The organism is Streptomyces sp. NPDC107498, from assembly GCF_055582805.1.
The window spans coordinates 212,386-228,826 of the sequence record NZ_JBVJPE010000012.1; the positions used below are offsets into that span (position 1 = coordinate 212,386).

Annotated in this window: 13 protein-coding genes; 5 read left to right on the plus strand and 8 right to left on the minus strand. The window is 72.6% G+C overall.

Features of this window, described 5'->3' with window-relative positions; genetic code table 11:
* Positions 1-77 precede the first annotated feature (77 nt).
* Genes ACZ66Z_RS22400 through ACZ66Z_RS22415 form a run of 4 tightly spaced genes read left to right on the plus strand, consistent with a single transcriptional unit; the run spans position 78 to position 6,621 of the window.
* The gene (locus ACZ66Z_RS22400) at positions 78-416 is read left to right on the plus strand and encodes a CU044_2847 family protein (protein ID WP_469936540.1); all 339 of its coding nucleotides are present in this window, start codon (positions 78-80) and stop codon (positions 414-416) included.
* Positions 416-2,158: a VMAP-C domain-containing protein gene (locus ACZ66Z_RS22405; RefSeq protein WP_469936542.1), complete on the plus strand. Its 1,743-nt coding sequence runs from the start codon at positions 416-418 to the stop codon at positions 2,156-2,158. The genes ACZ66Z_RS22400 and ACZ66Z_RS22405 overlap by 1 nt, the downstream gene beginning before the upstream one ends.
* Positions 2,159-2,186: 28 nt before the next feature.
* On the plus strand, positions 2,187-3,218 hold the full coding sequence (locus ACZ66Z_RS22410) for an AAA family ATPase (protein WP_469936544.1): 1,032 nt from the start codon (positions 2,187-2,189) through the stop codon (positions 3,216-3,218).
* A complete protein-coding gene (locus ACZ66Z_RS22415) occupies positions 3,208-6,621 on the plus strand; it encodes a NaeI family type II restriction endonuclease (protein WP_469936546.1) in 3,414 nt (1,137 codons plus the stop codon). The genes ACZ66Z_RS22410 and ACZ66Z_RS22415 overlap by 11 nt, the downstream gene beginning before the upstream one ends.
* 685 nt (positions 6,622-7,306) lie before the next feature.
* Here ACZ66Z_RS22415 and ACZ66Z_RS22420 read toward each other — a convergent pair.
* Positions 7,307-7,657, minus strand: coding sequence for a hypothetical protein (locus tag ACZ66Z_RS22420; RefSeq protein WP_469936548.1), 351 nt, complete (start codon positions 7,655-7,657; stop codon positions 7,307-7,309).
* A gap of 502 nt (positions 7,658-8,159) precedes the next feature.
* On the opposite strand from ACZ66Z_RS22420, the gene ACZ66Z_RS22425 reads away from it, so the two are divergent.
* Positions 8,160-8,816 (plus strand): phosphatase PAP2 family protein, encoded by a 657-nt coding sequence (locus tag ACZ66Z_RS22425; RefSeq protein WP_469936550.1) that lies wholly within the window; start codon positions 8,160-8,162, stop codon positions 8,814-8,816.
* Positions 8,817-8,823: 7 nt separating this feature from the next.
* Here ACZ66Z_RS22425 and ACZ66Z_RS22430 read toward each other — a convergent pair whose 3' ends face one another.
* From ACZ66Z_RS22430 to ACZ66Z_RS22460, 7 genes are read right to left on the minus strand one after another with little or no spacing between them, the layout of a single operon-like run.
* Entirely contained in the window at positions 8,824-10,143 is a 1,320-nt protein-coding gene (locus tag ACZ66Z_RS22430) for a glutamate-1-semialdehyde 2,1-aminomutase (protein ID WP_469936552.1), read from the minus strand.
* A gap of 7 nt (positions 10,144-10,150) precedes the next feature.
* Positions 10,151-10,702, minus strand: a complete 552-nt coding sequence (gene rfbC, locus ACZ66Z_RS22435; RefSeq protein ID WP_469936554.1) for a dTDP-4-dehydrorhamnose 3,5-epimerase — start codon at positions 10,700-10,702, stop codon at positions 10,151-10,153.
* Positions 10,699-11,907 carry a polysaccharide pyruvyl transferase family protein gene (locus ACZ66Z_RS22440; RefSeq protein WP_469936556.1) on the minus strand — a complete coding sequence of 403 codons (1,209 nt, stop codon included), beginning with the start codon at positions 11,905-11,907 and terminating at the stop codon, positions 10,699-10,701. The genes rfbC and ACZ66Z_RS22440 overlap by 4 nt, the downstream gene beginning before the upstream one ends.
* Positions 11,904-12,851 carry a glycosyltransferase family 2 protein gene (locus ACZ66Z_RS22445; protein WP_469936558.1) on the minus strand — a complete coding sequence of 316 codons (948 nt, stop codon included), beginning with the start codon at positions 12,849-12,851 and terminating at the stop codon, positions 11,904-11,906. Before ACZ66Z_RS22445 ends, ACZ66Z_RS22440 begins: the two co-directional genes overlap by 4 nt.
* Positions 12,848-14,137 (minus strand): hypothetical protein, encoded by a 1,290-nt coding sequence (locus tag ACZ66Z_RS22450; protein ID WP_469936560.1) that lies wholly within the window; start codon positions 14,135-14,137, stop codon positions 12,848-12,850. The genes ACZ66Z_RS22445 and ACZ66Z_RS22450 overlap by 4 nt, the downstream gene beginning before the upstream one ends.
* A 5-nt stretch (positions 14,138-14,142) precedes the next feature.
* Positions 14,143-15,426 (minus strand): DUF4910 domain-containing protein, encoded by a 1,284-nt coding sequence (locus ACZ66Z_RS22455; protein ID WP_469936562.1) that lies wholly within the window; start codon positions 15,424-15,426, stop codon positions 14,143-14,145.
* A complete protein-coding gene (locus tag ACZ66Z_RS22460; protein WP_469936564.1) occupies positions 15,414-16,439 on the minus strand; it encodes an NAD-dependent epimerase/dehydratase family protein in 1,026 nt (341 codons plus the stop codon). Before ACZ66Z_RS22460 ends, ACZ66Z_RS22455 begins: the two co-directional genes overlap by 13 nt.
* Positions 16,440-16,441: the final 2 nt, after the last annotated feature.

Here is a 16,441-nt window from a genome sequence, read left to right on the forward strand (position 1 = left end):
CCGGTCCTCGGGCTGGTGGGGGCACTCGAGGGTCATAGGATGATGTTGCAAAATCACAGCACGGCGCTGGGGGAACCATGGACGAACTGGTCGAGTTCAAGACGGACAGCGGTGCCTCGGTCGTGGTCGCCGTCGCGGAGCAGAGCCGTGGTGCCCGGCCGGTCTCCCGCGGGGACGGCGTGCTGAGGCAGGCGGGGCAGACCTTCAACGGCGCCCTGGAGAGCATCCACACCGCGGCCGAGTCGGCACTGCGCGTCTTCCGTGACGGCGAGCTCAAGCCCGACACCGTCGAGATCGAGTTCGGCGTGAGGCTCACCGCCGAGGCGGGCGCGGTGATCGCCAAGACGTCCATGGAAGGGCACCTTGTCGTGAAGCTGAGCTGGACGCCGTCCGCCGGGACGACCCCGGCTGGTTGATGAGCTCCAAGTCCTGGCAGGTGCGGGTCACCACCACCGCCGATGTGGGTTCCGGCTTCCTGGTGACCGAACGTCATGTACTCACCTGTGCGCACGTCGTGGACGGCGCGGAGCACGTCGACGTGACGTTCGCCCAGCACCCGGACCTGTCGCCCTGCCGCGCGACCGTGATCGCCACCGGCGAGTGGCGCCGGGACGGCGAGGACCGGGGCGACGTCGCGGTGCTCGAACTCGAACGGCCGGTGAGCGTGACCCCGGCCCGGTTCGCCACCGTGCACGCACCGCTCGCCCATCAGGCGGTCCGGCTGACCGCGTACGGCTTCCCCCGTGGGTACGACGAGGGCATCCTCGGTGAGTTCCGGAGCACCAGCGACCAGCTGATCGCAGGGGAGTGGCTTCAGCTGGAGGCCTGGACGGGCCACGGCGCACCCCTGGAGGAGGGGTTCAGCGGAGCCGCGGTCGTCCGGGAGGACACCGGCGAGGTGGTGGGCATGGTGACCGCCCGCCACCCGGAGGGCGGCGGCGGGCGCATGCTCCCCGTCAGAGCGCTCGTCCGCCGCTGGCCCGACGCGGCCGATCTGGTGCCCGTGCCCGACCACAAGCCCGGCTCCGTGGCCGCCCTGCGCGATCTCATCCAGCGGTGCGCGGACGATCACGCCCCCGAGACGGCGTACCTGAGCGTCATGGAGAAGCTGTCGCCGCTGCCTCCGCCTCCGCCCGCCGGTGGCTTCCTCTCCCTCTGGGACGTGGCCTGGTTCCTTCTGACGGAGGTCAAGCCGGCACCGGGGACCGCCCCGTGGGCGGATTTCGCGGCGCACCTCGCCGGCCGTTCCCCGGACCCGGCCGTCCGGCGCGGGCTGCTGGCCTGGGCCGAGGAGCACGGGGCGGGGACCGCCCCCCGAGGATCGTGGGCACCGGATCCGGTGACATGGTCCCCGATCCTCGTCGAGATCGAATACAGCGGCTCCGACCGCGACACGTACCTCGTCTCGGTCCACGCGGTCCGGGACGGGCGGGCGCGGCTCGTGGCCAGCAGCACCCTCGCCCGGGGACGCGTGCAGGAGTACGTGAGGGAGCACCTCGGCCACGCCTTCGCGCACATCGACCGTGAGAACGGTGACGAGCTCATCGCGTTCGCGGTCCCGGGAGACTGGCTCGGCGAACCCGTCGACGAGTGGCACACCAGCGCGGACGATGCGGCTCCGCTGGGGTGCTCCTCGCCGGTCGTGGTGATGGACCTGAGGCGTCGGCGGGAGTCCAGGCTCCAGTTCAGGCTCCAGAAGGCCTGGGAGACCCTCGACCGCCGGACGGAGGGCGCCGCTTGGCACCGGGTGGAGTGCGACAGCTTCCAGGATCCCGCCAAGCTCACCGTCAGGCTCCGTCTGTTGGAGACGACCGCCGTGGGATACGGGTCGCCGCTCTCCTCTGCGCGGTCGCGCGATCTGTTGCGGGCGGGTCTGAACGCGGCGGTTCCCGTCGTCGTCTGGTCACGGGCCGGTTGCTCCGACCGCCACGACGGGGCCACCGCGGCCGAGCACGCCTGCACGGGCGCCCGCTTCCTCGACACCCTGCAGGAACAGCTCGCGTCCGTGCCGCTGGCCGAGCTCCCGCGCCGGGTGCACACCCTGCGGCAAGAGGCGTACCTGGCCGACGAGCACTGGGCCACCGGTCTGACCCTCGTCTGGGAGGACCCCCGGTGCTTCCCCGAGACGCACGTCTACACACAATCACCGATCTTCTGAGCGAAACCGTACGAGCTGGAGAACTCCCATGTCCCTGTGGCCTGTGTACACCGGTACGGACGAGCCGCACGACGGTGTGTCCCGCCTGCCCGACCCTCCCCCCTGGCGTGCCTTCGACGGCGGACCGCCCCTGCCCTCCCCGTCGGGCGGGGACGACTCCGTGTCGCGTGACCGGAAGCACCGGGCCGGCACCTATCGGGCGACCCGGGAGAGCATCGACCTGGTGAACGCGGCCATGGTCCTGCGCCGGCCGCTGCTCATCACAGGCCCGCCCGGCAGCGGCAAGTCATCGCTGCCCTACGCCGTGGCGAGGGAGCTGAAGCTGGGACCCGTACTGCGCTGGAACATCACCAGCCGCAGCACCCTCCAGGACGGTCTCTACCAGTACGACCCGATGGCCCGCCTCTACGCCGCAAGCAGGGGCGCGGGACGCACGTCACCTGAGAAGCCCGGCGACGGGAACTCCACGGGTGACGCCATCGAGGACCACCTGAGCCTCGGCCCGCTGGGAACCGCCCTGCTCCCCTACGAGCGGCCCCGCGTCCTGCTCATCGACGAGATCGACAAGAGCGACCTCGACCTGCCGAACGACCTGCTCAACGTGTTGGAGGAGGGACAGTACGAGATCCCCGAGCTGGTACGCGCCGCTGAACACACGCCCACGGCACGGCTGATGGCCGCGGGCGGCGAGGACCGCGTCACCGTGGAACGGGGTCTCGTACGCTGCCGGGCGTTCCCGTTCATCGTGCTCACCAGCAACGGCGAGCGGGAGTTTCCTCCCGCCTTCCTGCGCAGGTGCGTCCCCCTGTACCTCAGCCGGCCCGATCCGCGCCATCTGGAAGCGATCGTGCGGGCGCACCTGGGGGACCTGAACGGGGAGACGAAGCAGATGATCGCCACGTTCCTGGAGCGCCGCAGCACCGGGGAACTCGCCACCGATCAGCTGCTCAACGCCATCTACCTGTCGCGCGTCCCCGGTCTGACGACCGAGTCCCGCGAGGCACTGGCCGCCTCCCTGATGACCCATCTCGGCCCGGCCTCGGAGTTCCATGACTTCTGATCCCGGCCGACCGGGCCGGCCCTCGTCCCCGTCCGACCCGGACGGCTCCTCGTCCGCGTCCGATACCGGCCGCCCCCCGTCGCCGTCCGAATTCACGCGTCTCCTCGACGTCCTGCACCGGGCCGGGGGCCAGGGTGTCACCGCGACGGAGGTCGCCGAGCTGATCTGGCTGGCGCGCCACGGCGGCGCGTCAGCACCAGCCTCCGGGCCGGGAGCGCAGGAGCCGATACCAGAGGCGGAGCCGGCCCCGTCGGGCGCGGCGGCTGAACCCGCCGCGGCCCCGGAGCCCTCGCGAGCGTCGGCCGGCGGACCGGGGACTCAGCTGTCACCACGGTCCGACGCGGAACCGCCGGGCGAGGGCGGGGACGAGGAGCGGTACAGATCGTTCCTGGCGCCGCTGCCGCCCATGCTGGCGTATCCGCTTGCGCTCCAGCGTGCCCTGCGGCCACTCCGGCGGCAGGTGCCTTCGCGCCTGAACAGGGAGCTGGACGAGCGGAGCACGGCCTACCGCATCGCCCGTCAAGGCGCCCTGCCCGGTACCTGGCTGCCCGTGTTCCGGGCGAAGCCCGAGCGCTGGCTGACCCTCTACCTTGTGTACGACGCGGGGCCGACGATGCCCATGTGGCGCCCGTTGTGGCGGGAGCTCCACCGTGTCCTGGGGCAGACAGGCGCGTTCCGAGAGGTCAGGCTGCTGGCCCTCACCGAGGACGGCCGCCTCCGGCAGTCCCCCGGCGGCCGCCCGGCCGCGCTGCCGCCGCGCGACGGCCGCGCCGCGGCGCTCGTCCTCAGCGATTGCAGCGGCCCCCACTGGTACGCCGGCCACGAGGCGACCGCGCGCTGGTACGGAGTGCTGGGCCGGTGGGCGCGCACGATGCCGGTGGCCGTCGTCCAGCCCCTCCCGGAGCGGCTGTGGCGCCGCACCGCACTCCCCGGTACGGCGGGTCTGCTCGCGGCGAGGGGACCGGCCGCCGCCAACTCCGCTCTCCGTTTCACCCCGTACGAGCCGACGGGCGAGGAACACTCGGGGCTGCCGCTGCCGCTTCTGGAACCCTCCGCGCGCTGGTTCGCGCACTGGGCGGAACTCGTGGCGGGGAGCACCGGGACGGAGGTGCCCGGAGTGGCCGCCCTGCTGCCCGCCGGTCTTTCGGCGACCCCGCTCGAACGCGGCGGCGTCGAGGCCGCTTCGCTCTCGCCCGAGGAGCTCGTCCTCGACTTCCGCGCCCATGCCTCTCCGCAGGCCCTCCGTCTCGCGACCCATCTGGCCGCGGGCGAACCGATCCTTCCCGTCATGCGATTGGTCCACGCCGTCACAGAGGCGCGGCCGGAACCGCAGCACTTGGCCGAGGTCGTCCTGAGCGGCCTGCTCACGACCGCTCCCGGAAAGCCGGCCTCCTCGGGCCACTACGCCTTCCGCCCGGGTGTGCGGGAGGTGCTGTCACGGGCCGTGCCCCGCTCCACCGCGGCACGGATCGGCGCCGCCATCCAGCGGTACGCCGACGCTGGACCAGGGGAGTTCCCGGTCGTGGCGCGCGACGAGGACGGCGACGGGACGAAGGGGCGCCCGGAGGGGGAGCCCGTGGCGGTGGTGACCGATGAGACGGTCCGGAGGCTGGGCGGCAGCCCGGACCGGGCCCTGGGCGAGGACAGGAGGGACACGGGCACCGGTGGTCCCGGCTCCCTCATCGACGGGCGCTATCGGCTGGTCGAACGACGTCACGCCGGACCGACCTCCGATCTATGGCGGACGACGGACGAGGCGCGGGACCGGGAGGCCACGCTCAAGCTCTTCCACGCGCCGGTGGGGGACGAGACCGGACGGCAGGCCTTCCTGGTCGATGCGGAGTTGCTGGCGGCGACCGACATCGGGGGACTGGCGCGCGTTACCGGTTTCGGATTCCACAAGGGCCGTCCCTACGCGGTGACGGACCCCATCGAGGGGGAGCCGTTCGAGGACCTGCTCGACCCTGTCGCCAGGCCCCTGACCTGGGAGTCGGTCCGGGCGATCGGCGGACAGGTCATCGAGATCCTCGACGCATTGCACCGAAACGGCCTTCCGCATCTGGACCTCGACGCGGCGACCCTGGTAAGGCGCCACGACGGGCGGGTGGTCGTCGTCGATCCCGGCCTAGGCGTCCACGGCCTGTCGGGCGACCGCGGTGACGCGTACAGGCGATGGACGGCCCCCCCGCCCGCGTACCGCTCGCCCGAGCAGCTCTTCGGCCGGCAGGTCGATCACCGAAGCGACCTGTACGCGCTCGGCTGTCTGTTCTACGCGATGGTCACCGGGGCCGCTCCCGCCCTGACCCACCGCGCCGTGCGTAACGCGTGGGCGCACGGAGGTCTGCATCCCGGGCCGGAGTTTCACTCCGTCCACCCGCCCGGTTTCGACGCGCTCGTCACCGACCTGCTCGCCGCCCGGCCCGAGGACCGGCCCGCCGATGCACAGACGGTGAAGGCGAGGCTCATGAGTGTGCCCGCGGACGATCCGGAACTGACAGCGGTCGCCGGGACCGTGCTGGCCCTGGATCCGGACGGCACTCGCATGGGACGGGTCCTGCGGGACACCATCGACACCGTCCTCGATGGTGAGCGGACCGGCCGCTACGACTGGACGGACCTCTTCAAGACGGAGAGGACACACCTTGGGACGCTGGTGGAGATCGCCGTCCAGCGCGAGTTCGGGTTCGACAACGGGGACGCGATGGACTACCGGATCGCGGGGGTGGAGGTGGACTGCAAGTACTCCCAGCGGTTCGGTGGATGGATGATCCCGCCCGAGGCCGAGGGCCACCTGTGTCTGCTGGTGTGGGCGGACGACCACGAGAGCCGTTGGAGCGTCGGACTGGTGCGCGCCGCCAGGGAACGGCTCAGCGTCGGCTCGAACCGGGACAGGAAGGCTACGGTCAGGGCCGAGCGTCGCGACGAGATCGTCTGGCTCTGGCGCGACGCGGACCTGCCGGAGAACGTCCTCCTGCACATCCCGGCCGAGGACCGCGCCGCCATTCTCGGGCACACGTCCGGTCAGCGACGGCTCGATGAGTTGTTCCGGCGGGTGCAGCAGCGCCGGATCGGGCGGAACACGGTCCGTACCGTCGCACAGCAGAAGGACTACATGAAGCGGGTCCGCGGGAACGGCGGGTCGCGCTCCACGCTCCGGCCCCACGGGATCGTCGTCCTCGGCGACTACCGGTCCCATCAGGAGATCGCCCGCGGACTTGGACTTCCCATCCCCCGGGAAGGGGAATTCGTCAGTGTCCGGCTGGCGAGGGCTGTTCCCGGCGATGACCGGCCCTTCGTGGAGTTCGACGGCGCGCGGTGGTCGGTGGCGTCCCCCGATGACCCCGTCGTCACGGCACCCGAACTTCCCTCCAGCCTCGGACGGGTGGGAGACGAAGGGACGTGAGCAGTCTTCCGTGACCACCGTCACCCCCGTAGCCCGTGATGTCTCTGCGGGCGGGGGGCAACCGCCGGGTTCCGTCGCTTCTTTGGTGAAGGGTGGGCTTCAGTGGACTGCGAGAGTTTTGTGTTGTGTGCGGCCGGTATGGAGGAACGTGCTGCCGAGTTCGTGGATCGGGCGGGGGTGCGGCTGCCCCTCGACTACTCCGTGGGGAGCCTGCGGGTCGTCGACCGGATCGTCGACGGGCTGTGGCGGGGAGGTGCCGGGCGAGAGGCCGTCGCCGGGACCCTGCTCGGGCTCGGCGCTTACGTCGGGGAGGTGCTGGTGCGGGAGGCTGGGCCGTGTGGGTGGACCTGCCGGACGGGCACCTGCTGCGCTCCGTCTTCGCCCACCCCGTCGCCGTGCGGATGCCGGATGGGCGCGTGTGGAACCCGCTCGGCAGGACCATGAACCGTTTCGAGATCGGTCCCAAGAAGTCGCTGCACCTCTACTTCCTCACCTTGCACGGGCGGCGGACCGACCGAGAACCGGGTACGGGGCGGCGTGCTTCGCGCAGGACCCAGCCTCGGAATTCCAGGAACCGGACGGTGGCCATCGAGATCTGGTCGTGTCGGGCCGAAGCCCACTCCTCGGCCCCGAGGGCTTCGACCGTGACGTACCCGGAGCCGTGGGTGCAGCTCCGGAATGTCCGTCACGCGGCTGCCTGGGTGTGGGAGGCGAGCTGGGGGAAGGCGTCTTCCCATACCGTGCGCACAGTGCGGCCGACGAGGGTGCGCAGCACCTGCCACAGATGGAGGATCAGGTTCCGGCCGAGGTGGAGGGGCAGGTCCTCGCGCAACCCCTCGTGCAGGACGGTGCGGTACAGGCCCATACGCTGGCGCGGCTTGCTCATGTCATACGACGTCATTTTCGACCAGGCCATGTGCAGAGGCAGCTCTACGACCCCTTGGATCGGGCCGTGCAACTCCGGTATGCGCCCCCGGGACTTCTCCCGGTACAGCGCGAGGTCCTCGGCCTCCGTCCCCGAGGGGTTCTTCGGCATGGGTGCGGGGTGTGGTGGGCTGGAGGCCATGCCTCCATTCTGGGGCCGGAGTGGTGGCGCGGGTCATAATGAGCCAGCTGGTCTCCGGAGTGAGCGGGACGGAGTCTGCTGGGGCGACTGGTCATGGCAGCTCGGTCTGGCTCGAATGGGCGGGACAGGCTGTCGACCGTGACGCTCTGGACGCAGTCATGACGCGCGACGAGCTGAGAAAGCTGCTCTGACCTGGTCTTTTCCATGACTCGCTCATGTCGACATCTTTTCGATGACCCGCCACGTGGAGTGCGTGGCGATTCTGGAGCCGGTGAAGAAGGACGCCTGAGCTGGGGTTTCGCGGGGGCGTGGTGGGGGTGCTGGGCCTTCTGCGGGTGCGGGTGCGGGGCGGTCGGGGTGAGGGTGACGGGCCCGGGTGTCGTCGTCGGTGATCGCTTTCGGTGTTCCCTCCTTGATTAGGGTGGCAAGTGCCGTGCTTGGCAACGGCGTTGGGACCGGGGAGGGGTGGAGGATGCGGCGTGAGCGGGTGAAGGGGGCTTCGGTCGGCGTGTTGCCTTCCGTGGTGCGGGTCGGGCTCGGGGGGATCGCGGGGCTCGCCGCGGTGGTGGTCGCCGTGCTCGGGGTGATGTACGCCGGTGACAGTGAGCCCGGGAGCGTCGACGTGCGGGTCTGGGCCGGGGTGGAGGGGGTGGTGCCGCCGTGGCTGTGTGTCGCGCGGGCCGTGGACTTCCTGGGGGAGCCCGTCGGAGCGGTCGTGCTGGTCGGGGGCGCCGTCGTCGGGTGCCTGCTGCTGCGGTGGCCCCGGGCTGCCGTGTTCGTCGGGGTCGGGGTCGGGGCGGCCGTGGTCGTGGCCCGGCTGCTCAAGTTCCTGGTGGGGCGGACCATTCACGGGGACAATCTGTCTTTCCCCAGTGGGCACACCGCCTTTCTCACCGCGTTCGTCCTCGTGGTGGCGTTGCTCGTGGTCGGGCGGTTCGGGTTCGGGAGGGTGGCCGGGCCGGTGCTCGTGTTCACCGTCGCGCTCGTCGCCGGTGTCGTCATGGGGTGGGCGCAGGTCGTCCTGGGCGCGCACTACCCGACCGACGCCCTCGGCGGCTGGTGCACCGCGCTCGCGGTGGTGCCGGCGGTCGCGTGGGGCGTCGATCGGGTCGGAGGCTCCGGGCGGTGACCTCGCGTCACGCCCGGCGGCGGAAGACCGGCTTCACCGGGCGGCCCCCCAGCCAGGGAGTCGGGTCCCCGGCGTCCAGCGCCTTCCGGTAGACCGCGCAGGCCCGGGACACCGCCTCGACGGTGTGGTCGATGTCGGCGTCGTCCAGCGCGCTGCTCACCACGAACGACGGGGCCAGCACCCCGCCCGCGAGGAGTCCGCGCAGGAACAGGGTGCGGTACTCCTGCGACGGTCGGCCCTTCTCGTCGAGGGTCGCGAAGACCAGGTTGCTGGCCCGGCCCCGTACGACCACGTGGTCGCCGACGCCCATCGCGGTCGTCGCTTCGCGGACTCCGGCGGCCAGACGCTCGCCCAGGGCGTGCAGACGGGCGGTGACGCCCTCTTCCGTGTAGGTGGTCTGCACGGCCATCGCGGCCGCCAGGGAGTGCGTCTCCGCGCCGTGCGTGGTGGAGAGGAGGAACACCCGGTCGTCGGAGTGACGCAGGCCGCCGCGTTCCATCAGCTCGCGGCGGCCCGCCAGTGCGGAGACCGCGAAGCCGTTGCCCAGCGACTTGCCGAACGTGGAGAGGTCGGGGACGACTCCGTACAGGCCCTGGGCGCCCGCCTCGGACCAGCGGAAGCCCGTGATCATCTCGTCGAAGACCAGGACGCAGCCGTACCGGTCCGCCAGTTCGCGCAGGCCCGCCAGGTAGCCGGCCGGCGGCTCGGTGTGGGTCGCCGGTTCCAGGATCAGGCAGGCTATCTCGCCCTCGTGCCGCGTGAGCAGGTCCTCCGTGGCCTTCAGGTCTCCGTAGGGGAACGTCACCGTGAGGTCCGTGGGCGGGATTCCCGCCGACATCGGCGTGGTGCCGATGAACCAGTCGTCCACCGAGAAGAACGGGTGGTCGGCGCACAGGGCCACCCGCGGGCGTCCCGTGACGGCGCGGGCGAGGCGTACCGCCGCCGTGGTGGCGTCCGAGCCGTTCTTCGCGAACTTCACCATCTCGGCGGTCGGGACGGTCGCGAGGAAGCGCTCCGCCGCCTCGGCCTCCAGGATCGACGGCCGGACGAAGTTGCCGCCCCGGTCGATCTCCCGTCGCACCGCCTCGACCACGCGCGGGTGGGCGTGACCGAGGCTGACCGACCGCAGGCCGGAGCCGTACTCGACGTAGCGGTTGCCGTCGACGTCCCACACGTGGGCGCCGCGACCGTGGCTGATGACCGGGGCCAGGTTCTCGGGGTACTGGTCGTCGCCCTTGGCGTAGGTGTGCGCGCCCCCGGGGATCAGGGCGTGCAGGCGCTCGTTCGCCTTCCGCGACCGGGGGAGCTCGAACTCTTCAGTGTCCACGCCGACCTCACTTCTCTCCGTGCTTCAGGACCTCGGCGAGGCTCGGCGCCTCCCGGTCCCGTGGGGACATCGACGTGACCGGCAGCGGCCAGGGGATGGCGAGTTCGGGGTCGTCGAAGGCGATCGTCACGTCCTCCGCCGGGTCGTGCGGACGGTCGATCCGGTACGAGGTGTCGGCGGTCTCGGTCAGCGCCTGGAAGCCGTGGGCGCACCCCGCCGGGATGTACAGCGTCGCCTGCGTCTCGCCGGACAGCTCGAAGAAGGCCCGGTTGCGGTAGGTCGGAGAGTCGGCCCGCAGGTCCACGACGACGTCGAAGACCTTGCCGTACGAGCAGCGCACCAGTTTGGCCTCGCCCGCGCCCGAGCGCAGGTGCAGGCCGCGCAGCACCCCCCGCACCGAGCGGGACAGGCTGTCCTGGACGAAGGCGTCCGGGTCGAGGCCGACCGAGCGGAGCACCTCGGCGTCGAAGGTGCGGCAGAAGAAGCCGCGTTCGTCGGCGTGCGGCGTCGGTTCGAACAGGTATGCGCCCGCGATCTCCGGGACTTCGGTCGCTTTCATGGAGCCTTCCGCGAGGTGGGGGTGGTCGTCGGGAACAGGGCCGCCGTCAGGGCGGTGAACTGGTGGGCGAGTCGCCGGGCGGCGGCCTCGTTCCGCTCGGCGAGCGTCTGCCGCAGCTCCGCCGAGCGCTTCTCGAGGTCCCGGAACTGTTCGAGCAGCCGGTCGGCGTCGACCTCGCGCGCCGGGTGGCGGTACTCGGCGAGGCCCATCCGCGCCATGAGGGCGTCGCTCTTCGCCGCGTAGCTGACCGCGAGCACCGGAGTGCCCGCCTTCAGCGCGCAGATCAGATTGTGGTAGCGGGTCGCCACCGCCGTGTCGGCGGCCGCCATCTCCTTCGTCAGGTCCGCCAGCGAGGCCGTCCCGGCGGCGGTGACCAGCGGCGAGTCCACCGCGTCGAGGATCGCGGCGACCACCGTCGCGTCGACGTCGTCGCCGGTGAGCAGCCGGACCGGCCTGCCGTCCTCGACCAGCGCGCGGACGAAGCGGATCGTCCCGTCGAGATAGCGCCGGTGGATCGCCCCGGCCCGGGCACGGTCGTCGTTGCCGCCGTGGAAGTCCATGACGCCGACGCAGACCAGGCCCGGCGGGCCCGCCGGGGGGGACGGCGGCACCGGCAGGGAGAACGCGAGGTCCGGGTACACCTCGTCGCGCGCGGTGTCCACGCCCATCGCCCGCAGGGCGTCGCGGGACTGGTCGTCCCGGTACGACCGGTAGGCGGCGAGCCGCGCCGACCAGCGGACCAGGGCCCGGGTCGGCCGGTCGCGGATCGGTGCGGCGCCGACGCCGACGAGCGCGACCGGGGTGCCGAGGAGCCGGCCGGCCGCGCAGAGCAGGAACAGCGCGTACGGGAAGCCCCACGGCCGCAGGGGCAGCGTGGCCTCCAGGACGCCCATGCCCGGGACGATCACCACGTCGTGCCGGCGCACCCAGGCGGCGGTGCGGAAGACGTCGACGAGCTTGCCCAGGCCCTTCCCCGCGACCGCGCCGGCGCGCGAAGCGGTCCGGTACTCCCCGCGGTACCAGTGCAGACGGGTCGCGGGGATCCCGTAGCGGGCCGTGACCGCTCCGGGGCCGCCGCACAGCGCGTCGACGACCGCCCCCGGGTGCTCGGCGCGGAGGTATCCGAGGACGGCCTCCAGCGATCCGTCGTTGCCGAGGTTGCCGGAGCCGAGCAGGCCGAAGACCCCGACCCGTACGGGAGTCATGACCGCCTTCCCTCGCGCCCGGCCACGAGGTCGTCGACGGAGGCGGCGAGCCGGGCCGGGTCGACCGGCGCGCGGTCCTCGACCCGCTCGCCGGCGCCCGGCCGGGCCCGGCTGGCCGCCCACTCGACCAGGTGGCCGTAGCACGCGCGCCGGTCGGCCACGGACAGCGGCGCCCGCCGGATCGCCGAGACGAAGCCCAGGACGTACTCGGCGAGCAGCCGGGGCGTCGGGTGCAGCGGGCCCGCCCGGCGCGGGTCCAGGTTGACGCACCGGGAGCGCTTGGAGGGGTTCGCCCGCTCGGCGCGGGTGGGGTGGTCGCGGCGGAAGTACAGCAGCTCCGGCACCTGGTGGAAGGGGCCGTGCAGACCGATCTCGCAGACGAACGTGCGGTCCGCGTGGTGGTAGCTGTCCATCGGCTTCACCCGGCGCAGCACGTCGGCCCGTATCACCCCGTAGAAGTCGTCGCCGCCGGGCTCGAACAGCATGCTGCGGAAGCGCTCCGGCGCGCGCCGGGAGGCGGTGGCGAGCGTGTACTCGTACGGGACCTTCACCCGGCCGTCGCCGTCGATGACGGCCTGGTCGGCGTGGGCGAGGATCACCTCCGGCCGCTCGTCGAGCGCGTCCACGCAGCGCCGCAGCAGGTCGCGCGCGTACAGGTCGTCGTGCGAGGCCCACTTGAACAGCTCGGTGCGGCACTCGGCGAACAGCCGGTTGTGGTTCGGCGTCGCGCCGATGTTCCGGGGCAGCCGGAGGTAGCGGACGCGCGCGTCCGCGGCCGCGTACGCGCGGCAGATGTCCTGGGTCCCGTCGGTCGAGGCGTTGTCGGACACGACCAGCTCGAAGTCCTCGTAGGTCTGGCCGAGCAGGGCGTCGAGCGATTCGGCGAGGTACTCCTCGCCGTTGTACACGGGCAGGCCGATGGTCAGCCTGGGTCGGGCGGTCATGAGGTCCTCACTTCGGGGATGGGGTTCCGGTGGCGCTCGCGCAGGGCGGAGTGCAGCTGCAGCCACCACACGGCCGAGCCGACGGCGGTCGCGGCGGCGACGCCCCAGGCCGAGCCGACGGTGCCGGCCACGAGCGCCCCGCCGAGCCCGCCGGTGACGTAGCAGGCGGAGGCGAACAGCTGGGCGCGCAGGCTGCGCCGGGCCGCGCCGAGCGCGCGCAGCCCGGCCGCCGCGCCGGTGCCGAGGCCGGCGCCCGCGACGCCGAGCGTGGCCGGCACGACGAGCTGGGCGGCGGAGGGCCAGACGCCGCCGAGCACGAGCTCGCCGAGCCGGTCCGGCACGAGCAGCAGCGCGGCGCCCCAGAGCAGCGCGGCGACGGCCTGTCCGCCGCCGAGCAGGAGGCAGAACCGGCCGAGGCGGTGCGGGGCCCGGCGCAGCACCCGGGCCGCCTCGGCGACGGTGACGAGCGACAGGCCCATCAGCAGGGCGAGGAACGGCCCGAGCAGGAGCTCGGCGCCGCGGACCGCGCCCACCGCGCCGACCCCGACGATCACGCCGAGCCCGTACGACCGCAGCTGGCCCGCGCCGCTGAGGCTGCCGTTCTCGACCAGGTAGCGGTAGCCGAGGTCGCGCTGCTCGCGGAGCCAGCCGCGCGCCCCGGCCGTCCGGGGCCGGAGGCCGGACTGGAGCCCGCCGTACGCGGCGGCGACCGCGGCGGACGCGCCCCAGGCGAGCACGAAGGCGGCCACGCTGCCCACGCGGGCCGCCACGACCATGGCCGGGACGAGCGCGACGCCCCACACCAGGTCGTTGACGAACGCCTTCCGGCCGGCGCCGGCGGCGAAGAAGGCGAACCGCCAGGCGTCCTGCAGCAGCAGCCCCGGCAGGACGACGCCCAGGCAGGCGAACGCGGCCCCCACGTCGCCGCCGAGGGCGAGCCCGGCCAGCAGGCACACCGCGCCGACGGCGGCACCGACGGCGAGCGCGGCGCCCGTCGACCGGGCCGCCGCCGCGCGCCAGGCCGTGGGCGACACACCGCTGAAGCGCACCACCAGCGGATCGGTGGCGAGCCCCCGGGAGGCACCGAGCACCACGCCGTAGGTCACCCACGCGAGGCTGAACACGCCGAAGGCGGTCACCCCCAGCGAGCGCGCCACGTAGAACCCCACCACGAAGTTGGACATGCTGGAGGCCGCCTGGTCGGCCAGTCCCCAGGACAGTCGGCCGACGACGGCGCGCCGGACGGACCGGGCCGGTGCCGTCGTCGTCTCCTCCTCGGTGGTCATCGGCCTCACGCCTTGATCAGTCCGGCGGCGACCAGGGCGTCGGCGGCGGCGGCGACGGTGTCGAACGGCAGCCCGGACCGTTCGGCGACGTCCAGCAGACCGTGCTCGCCGTCGGAGAGGTTGAGCACCCAGAGCATGGCCATCTGGGCCTGCTTGGTGTCGCTGCGGCCGCCGAGCGCGTCGTACAACCCGCGTCGGCCGAGCTGCGGTTCGCCGTAGGGGCTGAGGTTGAGGTGGCGCCGGTTGCGGTCGAGGACGGCGAAGGCCTCGCGGCAGACGGCGAGGGTGTCCGCCATCGCCTCCGGGGAGACGAAGTCCGGGTTGTCCGCCGAGGTGTGGTACTCGGGATAGCCGGCGTACGGGGTACGGGTGAGCGAGCCCACGCCGAGGTCGAAGCCGGGCGAGCAGAACTGCCGCTCGTCGTAGCCGTACGGAGTGAACTCGACGATGTCGTGCGGTCGTCCGGAGGCGGCCAGCACGTGCCGCATCACCCGGTCGATCTCCGCGTCGCCCCGCCGGCTCCGCTTGTACGTCAGACTGCCCCGGTCGCCGGCGCAGGCCAGCACGACGCCGTGCTTCACCCGGTCGATCCGCTCCTTGTTGCGGGCCAGCCAGGTGATCGCCCCGATGGTGCCGGGCGCGAAGAGGAACCGGTACGTGTAGTACGGCGTCCCCTCCGCGAGCGCCCGGGCGAGGAACGTCGCTACCGCGATGCCGGCCAGGTTGTCGTTGGCCAGCGACGGGTGGCAGACGTGGCAGGAGACGATCACCTCCTCGGCGACCCGGCCGGGGACCACGTGCTCGGCGTAGGTGAGGTGCCCGTCGGCGAGCGTGGAGTCGATCCGCACCTCGTACTCGCCGTCCGGCAGCGCGTCCAGGGTCTCCTGGGCCAGGCAGAAGCCCCACTCCGGCTTGTAGTAACTGGTGCGGTACGGCACCAGCTCCGGCTGCTCCGGCAGGGTGTGCAGGTGCCCGCGCAGCTCGCTCAGCGGCATGGTCGCCGACACCGGGACGCTGTAGCCGAGGACGTGCAGGCTGGACGCGGCGAAGTCGACGACCCGGTTTCCGGCCGCGTCGGCGACGTACGCGTCCCGGATGTTCCACTCCTGCGGCACCGTCCAGTCCAGGACCTGCGTCCCGGTCGGCACCTCGTGCACCTCCAGCGGGAGGTACTCGCCGACGATCTCCAGGGTGGCGCGCACCCCGTCGCCGGTGATGCTCCGGCACAGCGGGTACAACCGCTCCACCAGCGCGTGCATCTCCTCGCCGACCGCCGTCATCGGCGCCACCGCAGGGTGTCGTCGACGGCGCCGGTGCCGGAGGCCGCGCGCAGCACGGCGAGGCGGGTGAAGCGCCGCTCGAAGTCCTCCCGGGTGAGGCCGTGCTCCCGGTAGGCGTCGGCGAGTTCCAGCGCGCCCCGCTTCACCGTCCACTCGCAGTCGAAGCCGGGGACCGCGGCGCGGAACCGGGAGAAGTCCACCCGGTACGACCGCGGATCGGCGCCGGTCTCGCCGGTGATCCGCACCTTCGCGCCGTCCACCGCCTCGGCGACCTGCTCGGCGATCTCGGCGACCGTGACGTTGTTGGTCTCGCTGCCGATGTTGAACGCCCGGTCGTGCACCGCCTCCCGGGGCGCCTCCAGCGCGGCCGTGAAGGCCCGCGCGATGTCGGCGGCGTGCACCAGCGGGCGCCAGGGGGTGCCGTCGGAGAGCACGAGCACCTCGCCGGACAGCAGCGCGTGGCCCACCAGGTTGTTCAGCACGATGTCGGCGCGCAGCCTGGGGGAGTAGCCGAAGGCGGTGGCGTTGCGCATGTACACCGGGGTGAAGTCGTCGTCGGCCAGGGCGTGCAGGTCGTCCTCCACCCGCACCTTGGACTCCGCGTACGGCGTCACCGGGCGCAGCGGGGCGTCCTCGGTCACCAGCTCGTCGCCGCCCGCCGCCCCGTAGACCGAGCACGTCGACGCGTACAGGAAACGTCCCACCCCTGCCTCGCGGGCCAGCCGGGCGAGGCGCACGGACGCGTGGTGGTTGATGTCGTAGGTGAGTTCGGGCGCCAGCGACCCCAGCGGGTCGTTGGACAGCGCGCCCAGGTGGATCACGGCGTCCACCCCGGCCACGTGCTCGGCCGTGACGTCGCGCAGGTCCACCCGGTGGCCCGCCGGGTCCCTCGGCGCCGGGCCGAGCACACAGTCGGCGAACAGGCCGGAGTCGAGCCCGACGACCTCGTGCCCGGCGGCGGTGAGGACGGGAGCCATGACGGTTCCCAGGTAGCCCTGGTGGCCGGTCAGCAGTACGCGCAAGG